16 protein-coding genes are annotated in these 14,586 nt (G+C 64.1%); 3 read left to right on the top strand and 13 right to left on the bottom strand.

Annotation, left to right across the window (positions count from 1 at the left end; genetic code table 11):
- Nucleotides 1–114: 114 nt before the first annotated feature.
- Nucleotides 115–1,191, bottom strand: coding sequence for a methionine synthase (locus DWB23_RS01860; protein WP_121741107.1), 1,077 nt, complete (start codon nt 1,189–1,191; stop codon nt 115–117).
- A complete protein-coding gene (locus tag DWB23_RS01855) occupies nt 1,188–2,192 on the bottom strand; it encodes a 5-methyltetrahydropteroyltriglutamate--homocysteine methyltransferase (protein ID WP_121741106.1) in 1,005 nt (334 codons plus the stop codon). The genes DWB23_RS01860 and DWB23_RS01855 overlap by 4 nt, the downstream gene beginning before the upstream one ends.
- 249 nt (nt 2,193–2,441) lie before the next feature.
- Between DWB23_RS01855 and DWB23_RS01850 the strand changes: the two genes are divergently transcribed.
- The gene (locus tag DWB23_RS01850) at nt 2,442–3,863 is read left to right on the top strand and encodes a GntP family permease (protein WP_121741105.1); all 1,422 of its coding nucleotides are present in this window, start codon (nt 2,442–2,444) and stop codon (nt 3,861–3,863) included.
- A 125-nt stretch (nt 3,864–3,988) separates the two neighbouring features.
- Here the strand turns inward: DWB23_RS01850 and DWB23_RS01845 are convergent, their stop codons facing one another.
- From DWB23_RS01845 to DWB23_RS01820, 6 genes are all read right to left on the bottom strand, one after another.
- A complete protein-coding gene (locus DWB23_RS01845) occupies nt 3,989–4,570 on the bottom strand; it encodes a HemK2/MTQ2 family protein methyltransferase (protein ID WP_121741104.1) in 582 nt (193 codons plus the stop codon).
- Entirely contained in the window at nt 4,571–5,737 is a 1,167-nt protein-coding gene (locus tag DWB23_RS01840) for a mechanosensitive ion channel family protein (RefSeq protein ID WP_121741103.1), read from the bottom strand.
- Between the two features lie 100 nt (nt 5,738–5,837).
- Entirely contained in the window at nt 5,838–6,695 is an 858-nt protein-coding gene (locus DWB23_RS01835; RefSeq protein WP_121741102.1) for a 16S ribosomal RNA methyltransferase A, read from the bottom strand.
- 617 nt (nt 6,696–7,312) lie between these two features.
- Entirely contained in the window at nt 7,313–7,909 is a 597-nt protein-coding gene (locus DWB23_RS01830; RefSeq protein WP_121741101.1) for a DUF655 domain-containing protein, read from the bottom strand.
- Between the two features lie 45 nt (nt 7,910–7,954).
- A complete protein-coding gene (locus tag DWB23_RS01825) occupies nt 7,955–8,311 on the bottom strand; it encodes an RNA polymerase Rpb4 family protein (RefSeq protein WP_121741100.1) in 357 nt (118 codons plus the stop codon).
- 6 nt (nt 8,312–8,317) lie between these two features.
- On the bottom strand, nt 8,318–8,626 hold the full coding sequence (locus DWB23_RS01820) for a 50S ribosomal protein L21e (protein WP_121741891.1): 309 nt from the start codon (nt 8,624–8,626) through the stop codon (nt 8,318–8,320).
- A gap of 212 nt (nt 8,627–8,838) precedes the next feature.
- Between DWB23_RS01820 and DWB23_RS01815 the strand changes: the two genes are divergently transcribed.
- Nucleotides 8,839–10,134, top strand: a complete 1,296-nt coding sequence (locus tag DWB23_RS01815; protein WP_121741099.1) for an MFS transporter — start codon at nt 8,839–8,841, stop codon at nt 10,132–10,134.
- A gap of 87 nt (nt 10,135–10,221) precedes the next feature.
- Here DWB23_RS01815 and DWB23_RS01810 read toward each other — a convergent pair whose 3' ends face one another.
- Complete coding sequence (locus DWB23_RS01810) at nt 10,222–10,656, bottom strand: hypothetical protein (protein ID WP_121741098.1); 435 nt, start codon at nt 10,654–10,656, stop codon at nt 10,222–10,224.
- A gap of 136 nt (nt 10,657–10,792) precedes the next feature.
- Nucleotides 10,793–11,497 (bottom strand): MBL fold metallo-hydrolase, encoded by a 705-nt coding sequence (locus DWB23_RS01805; protein ID WP_121741097.1) that lies wholly within the window; start codon nt 11,495–11,497, stop codon nt 10,793–10,795.
- Between the two features lie 148 nt (nt 11,498–11,645).
- On the opposite strand from DWB23_RS01805, the gene DWB23_RS01800 reads away from it, so the two are divergent.
- A complete protein-coding gene (locus DWB23_RS01800; RefSeq protein WP_121741096.1) occupies nt 11,646–12,647 on the top strand; it encodes a hypothetical protein in 1,002 nt (333 codons plus the stop codon).
- Between the two features lie 36 nt (nt 12,648–12,683).
- On the opposite strand, the gene DWB23_RS01795 is transcribed toward DWB23_RS01800, so the two are convergent.
- The 3 genes from DWB23_RS01795 to DWB23_RS01780 form a co-directional block, all read right to left on the bottom strand.
- Complete coding sequence (locus DWB23_RS01795) at nt 12,684–13,844, bottom strand: cystathionine gamma-synthase (protein ID WP_121741095.1); 1,161 nt, start codon at nt 13,842–13,844, stop codon at nt 12,684–12,686.
- 198 nt (nt 13,845–14,042) lie between these two features.
- Entirely contained in the window at nt 14,043–14,309 is a 267-nt protein-coding gene (locus DWB23_RS01785; RefSeq protein ID WP_121741093.1) for an elongation factor 1-beta, read from the bottom strand.
- A gap of 12 nt (nt 14,310–14,321) precedes the next feature.
- Complete coding sequence (locus tag DWB23_RS01780) at nt 14,322–14,501, bottom strand: HVO_2753 family zinc finger protein (protein WP_121741092.1); 180 nt, start codon at nt 14,499–14,501, stop codon at nt 14,322–14,324.
- Nucleotides 14,502–14,586 lie beyond the last annotated feature (85 nt).

Below are 14,586 nucleotides of genomic sequence, written 5' to 3'. Positions count from 1 at the left end.
CCTCGAGCCGCGGGACGACGGACGGGAACGGCTTCGGGAATCCATCCACGACCGGGGCGACGGCTGGTAGCGGCTTCGGATCGAAAAACGACGCGGCGGACGCCGTGAGCGGTCTCAGTCGTCGGCCGGCGTCGGCGCACCGCGTTCGACGTCGATGTTGCCCGCGTCGAGATCCGCCTCGACGTTTCGGGCGGCTTCGACCATGTTCGCCATCTTGCCGTAGGCGACCTCGCGAGGCAGGAGTTTCACGCCGCAGTCGGGGGAGACGACCAACTGCTCCGGCGGGACGACCTCGAGCCCCTTCAGAATGTTCTGCTCGATCTGCTCGACCGATTCGACCTCGGCGACGTGGACGTCCGTGACGCCGAGTGCGAGATCGGCTGTGAACTCGGGGTCTTTGAAGACGTCGAGCTGGTCGTAGTCGCCGTTGGCGAGTTCCAGGTCGAACTCGTCGACGGGGTACTCGAGGATTTCGGGGTAGATACGGGAGTAGTCGCCGTAACAGACGTGCAGTCCGATGCGAACGTCGTCGTCGATGTCGGCGACGATGTGCTCTAAGGCCTCGCCGACGATCGCGTGGTCGTCCGGCGTGGTCGCGAGCGCGGGCTCGTCGATCTGGATGTAGCGCGCGCCGGCGTCGACGAGTTTCTCGATCTCTTCGTTGACGAGGTCGGCGAGCTCCAAGGTGAGCTCGTCGTCGTCGTCGTAGGCCTCGTTGAACGACCAGTTGGCCAGCGTGTAGGGACCCGTGATCGGGACCTTGACCGGTCGGTCGCTCGCTTCGGCGGTGAACTCGTACTCGTCGACGAGCCAGCTTTCGTCGTACTCGACCTCGCTGACGACGCTCGGCTTGTCGAAGTAGTTGTGTCCCCAGACCTTGACCGGGCCGTTGAACTCGTAGCCCTCGATGCGGTGGGCGAAGAACTCGACCATCTCGTTGCGTCGCATCTCGCCGTCGACGACGACGTCGAGACCCGCGCGTTCGTGTTCGTTCGTGATGAGCCTCGAGGCGTCGTCTTTGGCCTCTTGGTAGTCGTCTTCGTCGAACCCGTGATCGGGGTCCTGGTAGAGTTCCTTCGCGCGGTTGAGCCACTTGGGTTTGGGGTAGGAGCCGACCACGGTCGTCAGCAGGAAGTGGTCGTTCGCGTGATTCTCCGGTCGGAACTGGTCTTTGTTCTCGTTCGCGCTCATGCGGCGGTCACCTCCGCGAGGTCCGCGGCTTCCGCCAGGACCTCGAGTTTCTCCTGGTATTTTGCGTACGGCAGGTAGAACGTCTCCGTGTTCGTCGTCAGGTAGACCGTCTCGAACTCCGTCACCTGAAGCTGGTCTTCGACCCAGTCGACGCGGTCGCGGATCGCCTCGGGATCCTCGACGAGCGTGTTCTGGCCGTCGGCGAGGCCGAGCGAGACGTCACCGGTCGCGCCGTACTCCTGAATGTTGTAGACGTTGTCGTCCTGATTCGCCACGAAGTCGAAGCCGACCGCGTCGATGTCGGCGTCGAGCAGGTGGGCGTACACCTTCTCCTCGAGTGCGCCCCAGTAGGGCTGGACGACGACGTCGGCGTCGGTCGCGCTCGCGACCCGATCGATCGCCTCGCTCGCGCGCTCGTCGACACCGTCTTCGGGTGCGTTCTCGACGAGAGAGGGCTCGAGCAGGAACAGCGTTTCGACGCTCGGGAAGGCGTCGACCTCGCCCGCGAGGAACTCCGCGATCGCTCCGAGGAACTCGGTCTCGTCGCCGTACTGTTCGTCGGTCGCGAGGTCGGCCAGCGAGTACGGACCCGGCAACACGGCCTGCAAATCGTCGTCGCCGGTCAGTTCGGCTGCGGCCTCGAGTTCGTTCGCCACGTCACCGGAGAACTCGAGGTCGCCGCTGACGACGGGCTCTCGGTAGAAGTTGTTGTTGTCGTAGTAGCGGACGATGCCGCGGGTTTCGACGGCGTCGTGGACGGCGAGCGGGTGGGCGAGCATATCGTCCCAGCGCAGTTGTCCCTCGACGACGCGGTCGAGCCCTGCGTCCCGTTGGGACTCGATCACTTCTTCGCGGGCCTCCTCGTACACCGAGGAGATCTCCGCACCCTCGTCGCCGCTGACGAGATCGTGTTTCTGGTGCCCCTTCAGATCCGAGAGATCGTCTTTCGCCCAATCCGGGAGCGGAAACAGCCCCGGCGTGGTCGAAACGTACTCAGTCATCGTACGCCAGAGTAGGCTATACCGACGCTTAATATTTTCCATATCAACAAATACGTGGCAGTAATTGTCCGCGATCCGCTCGAGCGATCGACCGGGTCGTTCTCGCCACCGCGCTACTCGTTCGAAACGGAGTTCATCTCGGCACATCGTTCGACTATCCGCGTAACGTTATTCCATTTATGCGAGTTAGAAAATATTTACACGGTTCCGAATACCAATTGTTATTTGCCCGGTGTAATATGACCCCGTATGGCGTTTGAAAATCCCTTGATTGTCTTCGCAATCGGGTTGATTGCTGTAATTGCGTTACTCGTATGGTTACGATTGCCTGCCGTCTTGGGTCTTATTATCGCCGGACTCATCGTCGGTGTCGCGACCGCTGAGGTGCCACTCGGCGACGTCCCGTCGGAACTGGCCGTCGGTCTGGGTGACACGTTCGAAGGGGTCGGTATTCCCATCCTCATGGCCGCCATCATCGGGAAGGCGATGATGGAAAGCGGCGCTGCGGAACGGATCGTTAGAGCGTTCCAGTCGTTGACCGGCGAGGAGCGCTCCTATCTGGCGCTGTGGGGGAGCAGTACCGCGCTGTCGATCCCGGTCTTCTTCGACAACGTATTCTTCCTGTTGACCCCGCTCGCGCGCTCGATGCGGGCCCGTACCGGTCGCGACTACGCGCTGTACATCGCGGTCATCGGCGCCGGCGCAGCGACGACGCACGTTCTCGTCCCGCCGACGCCGGGTCCGCTCGCGGTTTCGCTCGAGCTCGGTGCCGATCTCCTGTGGACGATGATCATCGGTGCGGGCGTCGCGATCCCGACGGCGATCGTGTCGGGGATCATCTACGGCAAGTGGATCAACCGCCGACTCGACGACATCCCGCTCCGTGAAACCGTTGGCTCGACCGCCGAAGACGCACGCGAACTCGCGGAACGGGAGACGTCGGCGCTGCCGGGCGTCTTCGAAGCCTCGCTGCCGATCCTCCTCGCAGTCGTCCTCATCGCGTCGAACACGACGCTCGACTACCTCCTCGATCTGGCCGCCGAGGGCTTCTTCGGTCTCGGTACGTTCGAGGCCGCGCTCGAGGCGGCACAGCCGGCCGCGGCCTTTATCGGCGATCCGAACTTCGCGCTCACCGCGGCGGCGCTGGTGGCCGCGTTGACCTTCCTGCGCGTTCGAGACCTCGATCAGGACGCCTGGAACAACGAACTCGTCGAGGCGCTGAAAAGCGGCGGCCACATCGCGGCGATCACCTCCGCCGGCGGCGCGTTCGGCGCCTTGCTCGCGGCCTCCGGCATCGGTGTGTACATCGTCGACCTCATCAACGTCGGCGGCGCGGGTATCTCCGTGCTGGTCTCGGCGTGGGTCATCGCGGCGGCGATCCGCATCGCACAGGGCTCCGCGACGGTCGCGATGATCACGACGGCGGGGATCATGGCCCCGCAGGTACCGGAACTCGGCGTGAGCGCGGTCTACCTCGCGTTAGTCATCGGTGCCGGCGGGAACATCTGCTCGTGGTTCAACGACAGCGGCTTCTGGCTGATCAAGGAGATCGGCGGCCTCACGGAGACCGAGACGCTGAAGATCTGGACGGTACTGACCACGATCATCTCGGTGACGGCGTTCATCATCACTCTGGCGCTGGCGACGGTAATTCCGAACGTGCCAGCCTGATCGGCGTCGGACACCACTCGTTTTGCTCCGTTTTGGAGAATCGCTCGCTAGTCGGCGGAGTACTCCACGCGCAGCCAGCGAGACGCGAACCGTAAGCGGTCGACGACACCCTCAGGTTCCGTCGGTCACCGACACAACTCGAGCACCGTCAGCGTCTCGAAGGGAAACGACTCGTCAGCCACGGCGACGGCGCTGAACCCGTGTTCGCCGGCTTCTTCGACCACTTCCTCGACCCCGGTGAGACTGCTGACGAGCAAGTAGACGACGCCGCCGGGCGCGAGCACGCGACCGACGCGAGAGAGGAAGGGATCGATGACCGCCCGACCGTCCTCGCCGCCCGAGAGCGCGCGTTCCATCCAGTCGTCCCACTCGCTGTCGGGATCGGTCGGAAGGTAGGGCGGGTTGAACACGACGGCGTCGAACGCGCCGTCCGCGAACGGGGTGACCAGATCGGCTCGAACCGTTTCGATCCCCTCGCTTCGAGCCTGTCGAACCGCGTGCGGGTTCAGATCCGAGGCGATCACGCGGGCGTCCGTCTCGTCACCGATCCTGCCCGCGACGTACCCCGATCCCGTCCCGACCTCGAGAACGACCCGGTCGCTCTCGGCGTCCTCGAGGCGCTCGCAAGTCACTTTGGCGAGCAGTTGTGAGTCCTCGGCCGGCTGGTAGACGTCCGTTTCGACGTCGCGTCGATCTCTCAGCGTCATCTAGTCGTCCTCCGTCGGTAGGGGTTTCGTACTCGTTTCCTGTCCGTCCGACGACTCGTCGGTCGCCGCTCGAGTCCGGTCGTCGTCGATCCGGAAGCCGCCGGTTTCGGCCCGGCCGGACAGTTCGCGCTGCGGATACGGGATCTTGATCCCCTCCTCCTCGAAGGCGGTCTTGATCGCGTGAATCGCAGCCGTTCGGGCGTTCCAGCGCCGCCTCGCGCTCGGTTTATCGATCCAGAAGCGAACGCCGAGAACGACCGCCGAGTCGGCGAAGTTTTTGGTGACGACCTGTGGCGACGGACCGGTCAGCGATTCGTCGAGCTCGGTGACGACGTCTTTCGCGATATCGGCGGCCCGTTCGACGTCCGTCGTGTAGTCGACGCCCACGTCGATTTCGATCCGCAGTCGGCCCCGTTTCGACCGGTTGATCACCGTACTCGAGGAGATGACGTCGTTAGGGACCATGATGTACTCGCCGTCGAACGACTGAACTCGCGTGTTGACGATCGAGATGTCGGTGATGATCCCTTCCTCGTCTTCGATCTCGATCCAGTCGCCGATCTCGAACGGCCGGTCGAACATCAGGACGAAGCCGGCGATGATCGTTCCGAGCGTCTGCCGGGCGGCCATACCGACGACGATACCGAGGAATCCGGCCCCGACGAGCAGGCCGCCGAGGTCGTCGATCCAGACGCCGAGAATGATGACGAGCGACACCGACCAGATGCTCACCTGCGTGAGCCGGTGCGTGATCTCGCGCTGGTGGTCCGTCACGGTCGAGGCCGAACCGAGAACCTCCCGAATGATCCGGCGAGCGAACCGCGTGAGGATGAACGTCCCGACGACGAGAACGAACGTGAAGACCCCCCGCGCGATGGTGTCACTGCCGAGATCTTGGTCCGCGTAAATCGCCTGGATCCCGCTCGTCTGGTCCCAGACGCCGAGGACGATGGCGAGACTGAGCAGACAGGCCGAGATCAACACCGTCATCGAGACGACGTCGCTGTACAGCGGTCGCATTCGATCGGCGAGCCAGCCCTGAAGCTGGCGATAGGAGAGGAGCACGACGAGCAAGAGTCCGACCGTCGCGACCGTCACCGCGAGTTTGAGATTGGTCGTCTCGAAGACGTCCGATAGCCAGTCGAACCCCGTCAGTATCTCGGACATAGATCAGTTTGTGTCTCTCGAGTGAATGGTTCGTGCACCTATGAGTATCCGTCGGTTGCTGCTAGCGCTGTGAGCGAGTCCCACTGTTCGACGGCGTGAATTACTGCCCGTCGTGTAGGTCGCTGACGTCGGCTGCGAGCCGGGCCAGCGCCGCGAATTCTTCGGGAGCCATCGCGCCCGCGCGCTTCCGAAGGACCTCCTCGTCGGCCGCTTCGACGACTGCGTCGGGTTCCTCGAGGCCCGAGATGTGTGCCGTGTTCCGAATCGCGTTGCGGATCGTCTTCCGGCGTTGGGTGAACAGCGCCTTCACGAAGCGCAGGAAGAACGCCTCGTCGTCGATTTCGTACTCCGGGTCGCGCGGCACCAATCGGACGACCGCGCTCTGTACCGCCGGCGGCGGCGAGAACGCCTCCTTCGGGATCGATTCGACGAGTTCGGCGTCGGCGTAGTGCTGAGTCGAGACCGAGAGGCGACCGTACTCCGGGGTGTCCGGCTCGGCGACCATCCGCTCGGCGAACTCCTGTTGGAACATCAGGACCAGCGGGCGTTTTTCGGGCAGGAGTCGGAACGTGATCTCGCTCGAGACGCCGTAGGGGAGGTTGGAGACGGAGGCGGTGAAGTCGGGGAGGTCGACCTCGAGCGCGTCGCCCTCGATCACCGTCAGTCGGCCGGCATCGATCTCGTCCGCGAACTCCCGGCGCAGGAAGGCGGCGAGGTCGCGGTCGCGCTCGACGACAGTCACGCGGTCTCCCTCGTCGGTGTCGCCGAGCGCGAGCAACCGGTCGGTTAGCGCGCCCGTTCCGCCTCCGATCTCGAGGATGTGGGTGGTGTCGGCGTCGATCTCTGCTACGTAGGTCGGCAGTCGGTCCAGCACGCGGTCGTCGACGAGAAAGTGCTGGTCGCGATCCGGATCGCCGCGGACGCCCGCCCGGGCGATCAGTCCGTCTGGATCTCTCATTGGCTGCGTTTGCGCGCCGCCGGGTGTAAACGCACCGTCTCAGACCGTCTCGAGTGTTCCTCGAGAACACAGTCCGAGGCGTGGACCGGCGAAGTGAGCCTTCGGATAGTACTCAGGTTTCCTCTGTCTCCTCTTTCCTGGCTCGAATATGGTTTCGAAAGCCCTCAGCGGGCTCACGGTCGCTGTAACGGATATCCTCGCTTCGGTCGGATAGTGCCGTCACAGCGACTCTACTACGACGCGAGCCCGCTTCGCCCTTTCAGTCCGCCAGGATCGGCCGCAGGCCTGCCCTCCCCCGGCTCACGCGGCTCTCGCAGCGCTCGAGCCGCGCTCCCGGCCACGTGGCGCGCGCTGACGGCGCACCCGAGCATTGCGAGGGTGGGCCGTCGACGTTGCGCGAGTGAACGAGTCGGCTGGGGAGGGTGAGGCCCTGCGGATGGGACTTTCGAGATGGTATCATTACATTCTGTCTGGACCGGGACCGCGTCCTGCCGCTCGCCATCGGCGGTCAGTTCACGGATTGTCATCGGCTCCTCCCGGCCGCGGATGCGAGCCTGTCGCTCCATCATCACATCGAGGCTGCAAAAACCAGTCGCGATCGAACTCGAGCGACCGCGCTACTGGTTCTGTTCTTGCTCGCGGCGGCCGACGAACGTCTGGTATTTGAGGTCGTCGTCGCGCAGTTCCTCGAGGATCCGTTCGACCAGGATCTCGTCGGGGTCGTGGAGCCCGGAAACGCGCTCGGAGAGTTCGTCGAAGCTCTCGAAGGGTTTACGCTTTCGCTCGTCGAGGATCCCGTTGCGGAGCTTCTTCCCGATCCCCGGGAGGAGGTTTAGCTGGTGGAGGCGCAGCGTGATCGGCTGGGCGTCGTTGTAGAAGTCGACGAACCGCTGTTCGTTCTCCTCGACCAGGTCGGCAACGACGTACTCGAGTTCGGATTGGGCCCCCGAGGAGAGGTCCTCGTAGTCGACGCGGTGGCATTCGGTGACGACCGACCGCTCCTCGCGCGGTTCGATGACGACCTCGCTCCCGATGGTGAGCCGCTCCTCTTCGTCGAAGGCCACCTGATAGAGCTGGAAGTCGTCGATACTGAGTGCGTACCCCGCCGGTGACTTCTCGTACTGCGGGCGGCCGTCGTCCGAGAGTCCGTGGGCGAGATAGTCCAACACGACTGCGTGACGAACGTCCGTCCCGTCGTTGTCGCCTTCGCTCATTGACTCACGATACGGCGACGGCATACTTAAAGAGTCGGCCCCGTATCAGGCGTACTGCGCGACGACGTTCAGAATCTCGTCGAGTTCGTCCCCCGACAGCGAGTACCGTTGCTGTGCGTACACCGATCGGAGCTCGTCCCGGTTTCGCGGCAGGAGGTTGGCGATCTTGTACGCCGTGGCTTCGTCGACCTTCTCGAGCGCCTCGAGTTGGTCGACGAGGTCCTGGGCCTCCGCGGGATCCAAGACCGCGAATCGGTTGGCGTGTTCGATCGCTCGAGCGAGCTCGTAGCGGAGATCGCGGTCCTCGTCCAGCGCGCGTTCGGCTTCGATGTCGGCGAGTAGCTCCTTCGTTTCCGAGACCGTCAGGAACTCCTCGTCGACGATCTCTTTGAAGATCGTCATCCTGGCTCAGATCCGAGACTTCTCCTGATTCTGGGCGCGCAGGTGCGCTGCGGTGACGATCAGGGTCTTTTCCTTGCCGCCGTCGTTGATCTGCACCTTGAACGCGTCGCCTTGCTTGCCGGTGACTTCGGCGGTTCGTCCGTCGAAACGCGGGTGGAAACGTCCCTTCGGGACGCTCGGGTCGATCTTCAGGTGGACTTTCTCTCCTTCCTCGTACTCCTGAATCGCTCGCTGTGGCGGCGAGGAGCCGCGGTCTCGAGGACTGTTCGCGAGTTTTCTTCGGGTTCCCTGACGAGGGCCATTAGAGTTCGGCATAGTCGTACGACGCTGTTGTCCGCTGAACGTTATAAAACGCACGTCTTCCGTCCACCTCCGGTACGGAATTCGCTTCTCGAGACGCGAACCAGTCGCAGCCGACGGGCTCTCGTGTTCGACCGGCAGCCACCCCTCCACCGGTTGTCGATCACGGCCGTTCGCGATGGCCGGTGTCACAATATTTACCACGGTGCTCGAGAAACCGGTCTCCCGTGAACGTACTGTCGGATCCCACCAAGCGACGGTGGCTCGCGTGGGCCGCGTTGGCGACCGTTTTTCTGCTCGTCAACTTACACCGACTTTCGACGGCCGTCCTGTCGGAGCGATTGACCGCCGATTTCGAGACGACGGCGGCACAGCTCGGAACGCTTCACGCGTCGTTTTTCCTGATCTACGCCGCCATTCAGATCCCGACGGGTGTGCTCGCCGATCGGGTCGGTCCCCGGTACGTCGGATCGGTCGGCGGGATCGTTCTGAGCCTCGGTGCGGTCGGCTTCGCACTCAGCGATAGTTACCTCGCGGCGCTGGCGTCGCGCGCGCTCATCGGCCTCGGCAGCGGCGTGATCTTCGTCTCGATCCTCCGCTTTTGTGCCAACTGGTACCGCGCCGACGAGTTCGCGACGATGACCGGGCTCACCGGCAGCGTCGCCGGAATCGGGGCGATTCTCGCGACGACGCCGCTTGCAGTTACCGTTGCCCTGTTCGGCTGGCGGGAGACGATCTTCGGGCTGGCGACCGTCGGCTTCATCGCCGCCGGAGCGGTGTTCTTCCTCGCCCGCCAGTCGCCGGCGGCCGCCGGCCTCGAGCCGATAGACGGCGTTCCCGAGCAGCCGTCGGTTGCGCTCGCGGAGACCGGCGGCTACCTGCGGACGCTCCTCGGGGATCTCGATCAGTGGCTCCTGTCCGTCGTCTTCTTCGCGGGCAACGGTTCGATACTGACGCTGGTGGGGCTGTGGGGGGTCCCGTACCTCGTGGTCGTCTACGAATTCGACGTGACGACGGCGTCTTATTTCACGCTGCTCGGCTCGGTCGGAATCCTGATCGGGCCGCCGACGATCGGCTGGATCTCCGACGCCCGCTCGCAGCGATTGCTCCCGATGGCGGTCGGGACCGGGCTGTTGCTGCTCACGCTGAGCACCATCCCCGTTCTCGGCCGACCACCGCTCGTCGTCATCGCACTCTCCTATCTGGCCTGTGGCTTCCTCTTCGGTGCCGCCATGCTCTCGCTGTCCGTCGTCAAGGAACGGTATCCGGCCGGAGCCAGCGGCGTCGCGACGGCGACCGTGAATACGGCGGGGTTCGTCGGGGCAACGGTACTCCCGGCGATCATGGGAGTGGTACTCGATACGTACCGGACGGACGAAACCGTCGGCGGCACCGTCGCGTACACCCAGTTCGGCTACCGGATCGCGTTCGGCATTCTCGCGGCCACCGTCGGTCTCGCCTTCCTGTGTTCGCTGTGGCTGCTCGCTCGCGACGCGACTGCCGAATCGCCGACGCCGAGTTGAGAGCGCTCGAGTGGGCGGTACACGGCGCTTTCGAGGGAAACGGGAGACCGATCGGCGTCGGAGATGCAGACGGCTGTCCGTCGGCGGTTACTGCTCTCGATCCGCGCCGAGTCCGGCGTTGGAGATGATTTCGGCTCCCCGCTGTGAGAGGTCGACCGTGACGTCTTCGTGAACCGCTTTGCTGATCTCGTCGACGTTCCCCGCAAGGACCGTTAGAATGTCGTCCGGGTTCGCGTACAGCAACATGTTTCCGTCCTGTCCTTCCGCGACGAGTTGCGTATCGTTGAGGACGATCTGGTTGTTCTGGATCGTGGCCGCGACGACGGGTAACGCTTCGGGCTTTCCCTGTTCGTCGTCTCGAACCCGCCGGATGTGGACGGAGTCGAGTTCGAGGACGTCCTTGTGCGCTTTGATCGTCTCGGCACACGCGACCATATCCTGCAGGAGTGCTGCCTTCTCATGACCCCCGTGGCCGTCGTCGCCGTCGAGACAGTGCTGGCAGACGCGGAGTTCGATTCGCATGCGGAGAGGATTGGTCCCGAACACCGATGAGAATTCCGCTTCCGTCGCCGTCGGTGCGATCGTTCGGAACGCGCCGGGCGGCGACGCCGTCCCTCTGCCCGTGACCGGTGATATCCTCGAGACGAGCGGGTGGCGGTTACTCGAGGTCCCGCTCGGTTCGCGTCTCGGCGATCTCTCGAATACGCTCGGTGCCGCTGTCGACGTAGCCGCCGTGGTAGCAGACGACGTGCTCGATCTCGAGCGCGGCGAGTGCCTCGACCGATTCGAGCGCGCGGTCCATATCCGGCGTGAACACCGGTTTCGGACCGGACAGCGGCTCGTCGCCGTCGGCGACGAGCGCGTCGCCGGCGATCAGAAGGCCGTTTTCGGGGAAGTGGAGCGAAACGTGTCCCGGCGCGTGCCCCGGCGTGTCGACGACCGCCATCGGTCCCGCGAGCGTCGGAATTCGAACGCCGCCGGTGAGTTCCAGATCCACGGCGACCGGCGGATAGCGGTCGCCGCCGGTGCTCTTGATCGGATCGCGCTCGCCCGTGAGAAACGGCGCTTCGTCCCGGTGTGTTGCGACGACCGCGTCGACCCGCTCAAGCAATTCCGCGAGGCCGCCGGCGTGGTCGCCGTCGTGGTGCGTCAGGACGACGAGCCAGATATCCTCGAGCGCGTACCCGAGCGAGGTGAGATGCGTTCGGATGGCGTCGGTCGCCCCTCGCGGCCCGACGTCGATCAGGACGAGTCCGCGCCCGGTCTCGACGACCGTCGGCGTAATCGTGATCTCTCCGTCGCCGTACTCGACCGTGATCGGTAGCGTATGAACGCCGGCGTCGCGTTCCTCGTCGGAGTGCATACTCGAGGGATTCGCGGCCAGTCCCAAAGCAGTGTTCGTCCGCGGGCGTCGACGGTCAGCGAACTGTCGGTAACGTAATCCTCGCGAACACCATAACAGAACACATAGTTATAATTGCTTAAATTTGAGGAGCGTAACTAGCATCTTGATGCCGCGACCTGATCCCCGCGTTCCCGCTCTCGACGGGAAGACGAACCCGTTCGCTGACGTCGCTGCCCGACCGCTTCCCGAGAACGTCGTGCCGCTGGCCGATGCGTACGACGAACGCATTGCGGACAGAGACCGGACGCTCTGGCACTGGTTCCACCGGATAGAACCCGAGATCAGACTGTCCTGCGTTGAGCCGGAGCGAACACGACGCGCTTGCGAGGCGAAGATACTCGCGATGATGTTCATCACCGTCGCCGACGACGTCGCCGAGCGATACGGCGACCGCGCGACGTTTGCGGAACTTCGGAACGTCCCCTTCGAGCACCAGCACGCCGATCCGACTCGAGACGACGTCGACGGCGAGTACGTCCGATTCCAGCGCGATCTCTGGTCGCAGTTTCTGGAGCTCTATGACGCTGGAGCGCGCGCCGACGAGTTCGCGGACCTGCTCCGATTCGATCTGCGACAGGCCCTCCAGGCGGTCGACTACTCCGCACTGCTGGCCCACCACCCGGGTCTCGCCTCCGAACGCGAACTCTGGACGTACGACGCCCACAACATGCTGGTGTTCGTCTTCGCCACGATCGACCTTGCGAACGCGTCCGCGTTCGATTCGACCGACCTCTCGGCCGTCCGGCGGGTGGTTGCCCGCTGCCAGCGGATGGCGCGCATCGGCAACTGGATCGCAACCTGGGAGCGCGAGCTCGCGGAGGGCGACTACAGTTCGGGGGTCGTCGTTCGCGCGTTCGAGACCGACCTCCTCTCGGTCGATGAACTGCGGGCGATCCGAACGCGTTCGTCCGAGACCCCCATCGAACCGATCGTCACGAAGATCCGCGAGTCCGGTATCGAAGAGTACTTCGTCGATCGCTGGCGCAGCGAGTACACCGAGGCCGCGCAGTTCATCGACGAGATCGATTCGGTCGATATCGGCGCGTACCTCGAGGGATTCGAGACGGTCTTTCGCGCACAACTCGCAAAGGGAGCATCCGGATCGTAATCCTCGAAAATCCTTCGGACGCCTCCTCGAGCGGCGTTACGCGAGCGCCGCGTCGATCGCTTGCTCGAGGTCGTCGATCAGGTCGTCGACGTGCTCGATACCGACGCTGACCCGAATCAGGCCGTCCGTGAGGCCGGCCTCGATGCGCTCCGCGCGGGGAATTGCGGCGTGCGTCATCGGGGCGGGCTGTTCGATCAAGCTCTCAACCCCGCCGAGGCTCTCGGCGAGCGTGAAGACGTCAGTGCTCGAGACGACCTCGCTCGCTTCCTCGAGGCTCGCGTCGAGTTCGAAGCTCAACATCCCGCCGAAGTCGTCCATCTGCCGGGAAGCGATTTCGTGGCCCGGATGGGTCTCGAGGCCGGGATAATAGACGCGGTCGACGGTGCGGTGATCGTCGAGCCACTCGGCGATAGCGCGGGCGTTCTCGCAGTGACGTTCCATGCGGACGGGCAACGTCTTGGTGCCCCGAAGAACGAGAAACGACTCGAAGGGACCGGGCGTCGCGCCGACCGAGTTCTGGTAGAACCCCAACCGTTCGTCGATCGCCTCGTCGTTCGTCACGAGCGCGCCGCCGACCACGTCCGAGTGACCGCCGAGGTACTTCGTCAGGGAGTGGGAGACGACGTCCGCACCGAGCTCCAGCGGGCGCTGGAGGTACGGCGTCGCGAACGTGTTGTCGATCGCACACAGCGCGTCGTGGTCGTGGGCGATCTCGGCCGCGCCCTCGATGTCGACGATCGACATGAGCGGGTTCGTCGGCGTCTCGAGCCAGAGCAGTTCCGTTTCCTCCCGAAAGGCGGCCTCGATCGCGTCGAGGTCGGTCATATCGATGAACGAAAACTCGACGTCGTAGTCCTCGTACACCTGCGTGAAGATGCGGTGGGTGCCGCCGTAGACGTCGTTTCCCGTCACGACGTGGTCGCCGGCCTCGAGGAGGTTGAGGACGGTGTTGATCGAGGCCATCCCGCTGGCGAACGCGCGGCCGTACTCGCCGTTCTCGAGGCTCGCGAGGTTCGCCTCGAGGTCGGTTCGTGTGGGATTTCCGGTTCGAGAGTACTCGTAGCCCCGGTGATCGCCCGGCGCGTCCTGCTCGTACGTCGAATTCGCGTGGATCGGCGTCATCAGCGCCCCCGTCTCTTCGTTCGGCTCCTGTCCGGCGTGGATCGATCGAGTTTCGATCCGGTAGTCGTCGTCCATGATCGTGTGGGCGGCGTCCGGCCGGATTAGACTGTCGGAGGACGGTCGGCGACCACTCGACGGAGCGTCTCGCGTCGTTACCGGCGGTAACGGCCGCTCGAGTGCGGTCGATGCGTCTCTCGGTTCGTCGGTGCGATCGACGGACGACGCGCTCGCGGCGTCAGCGGCGAGAGGGAACGAAAACGGCTGAAGGGCAGTTCAGATACGGCCGACGTTCTCGACGCCGACGCTCTCGACGCCCTCGACGGCTAAGAAGTTCTCCTCGACGGTTTCCGTCCCGCCCGAACCGTCCGGAACGATCACGGTGGGGTAGAGGGCGATGAGACCGAACGCGACGTCTTCACGTTCGACGCCGTTGATCTTCGCACCCTCGGGGAGGGCGCTCTCGAGGCGCTCTTGGAGGGCGTCGAGATCGTTTTCGGGGCTGTCCGGCATGACCTTGATTTTCGCGGCTACTTTTCCCATCGTTCGAACACCTTATGGGCCCATGAATCCGCAGTCGGTGCACTCGTAGAGGTTGCTCTGTTTGCGGCACTTGGCACAGCGGTAAATCTGTGCGCCACAGTCCGGACACTTGAACGCGGCGGCGTTCGTGCCGGCGATGTTGATCCCGCAGGAAACGCAGGACCGTCTCTGTTGATCGTCCGTCGTACTCATACCCCTTCCTTTCCGCCCGCCGGTTTTAACGGTTTCTTTTGAGAACCGGCCGCGAGAACGACAGACAACCACTACCAGGCGGCGT

Origin of the sequence: Natronorubrum halophilum (genome assembly GCF_003670115.1) — an archaeon.
Classification (GTDB): Archaea; Halobacteriota; Halobacteria; order Halobacteriales; family Natrialbaceae; genus Natronorubrum; species Natronorubrum halophilum.
Note: the sequence above shows the minus strand (reverse complement) of the source record. Positions and strands in the feature narration are given on the sequence as shown.

Bases quoted from the DNA above. Each gene is read 5' to 3' on its own strand.
- DWB23_RS01860 (WP_121741107.1), bottom strand. From the start codon at position 1,191: ATGAGCGCGAACGAGAACAAAGACCAGTTCCGACCGGAGAATCACGCG.
- DWB23_RS01855 (WP_121741106.1), bottom strand. From the start codon at position 2,192: ATGACTGAGTACGTTTCGACCACGCCGGGGCTGTTTCCGCTCCCGGAT.
- DWB23_RS01850 (WP_121741105.1), top strand. From the start codon at position 2,442: ATGGCGTTTGAAAATCCCTTGATTGTCTTCGCAATCGGGTTGATTGCT.
- DWB23_RS01845 (WP_121741104.1), bottom strand. From the start codon at position 4,570: ATGACGCTGAGAGATCGACGCGACGTCGAAACGGACGTCTACCAGCCG.
- DWB23_RS01840 (WP_121741103.1), bottom strand. From the start codon at position 5,737: ATGTCCGAGATACTGACGGGGTTCGACTGGCTATCGGACGTCTTCGAG.
- DWB23_RS01835 (WP_121741102.1), bottom strand. From the start codon at position 6,695: ATGAGAGATCCAGACGGACTGATCGCCCGGGCGGGCGTCCGCGGCGAT.
- DWB23_RS01830 (WP_121741101.1), bottom strand. From the start codon at position 7,909: ATGAGCGAAGGCGACAACGACGGGACGGACGTTCGTCACGCAGTCGTG.
- DWB23_RS01825 (WP_121741100.1), bottom strand. From the start codon at position 8,311: ATGACGATCTTCAAAGAGATCGTCGACGAGGAGTTCCTGACGGTCTCG.
- DWB23_RS01820 (WP_121741891.1), bottom strand. From the start codon at position 8,626: ATGCCGAACTCTAATGGCCCTCGTCAGGGAACCCGAAGAAAACTCGCG.
- DWB23_RS01810 (WP_121741098.1), bottom strand. From the start codon at position 10,656: ATGCGAATCGAACTCCGCGTCTGCCAGCACTGTCTCGACGGCGACGAC.
- DWB23_RS01805 (WP_121741097.1), bottom strand. From the start codon at position 11,497: ATGCACTCCGACGAGGAACGCGACGCCGGCGTTCATACGCTACCGATC.
- DWB23_RS01800 (WP_121741096.1), top strand. From the start codon at position 11,646: ATGCCGCGACCTGATCCCCGCGTTCCCGCTCTCGACGGGAAGACGAAC.
- DWB23_RS01795 (WP_121741095.1), bottom strand. From the start codon at position 13,844: ATGGACGACGACTACCGGATCGAAACTCGATCGATCCACGCCGGACAG.
- DWB23_RS01785 (WP_121741093.1), bottom strand. From the start codon at position 14,309: ATGGGAAAAGTAGCCGCGAAAATCAAGGTCATGCCGGACAGCCCCGAA.
- DWB23_RS01780 (WP_121741092.1), bottom strand. From the start codon at position 14,501: ATGAGTACGACGGACGATCAACAGAGACGGTCCTGCGTTTCCTGCGGG.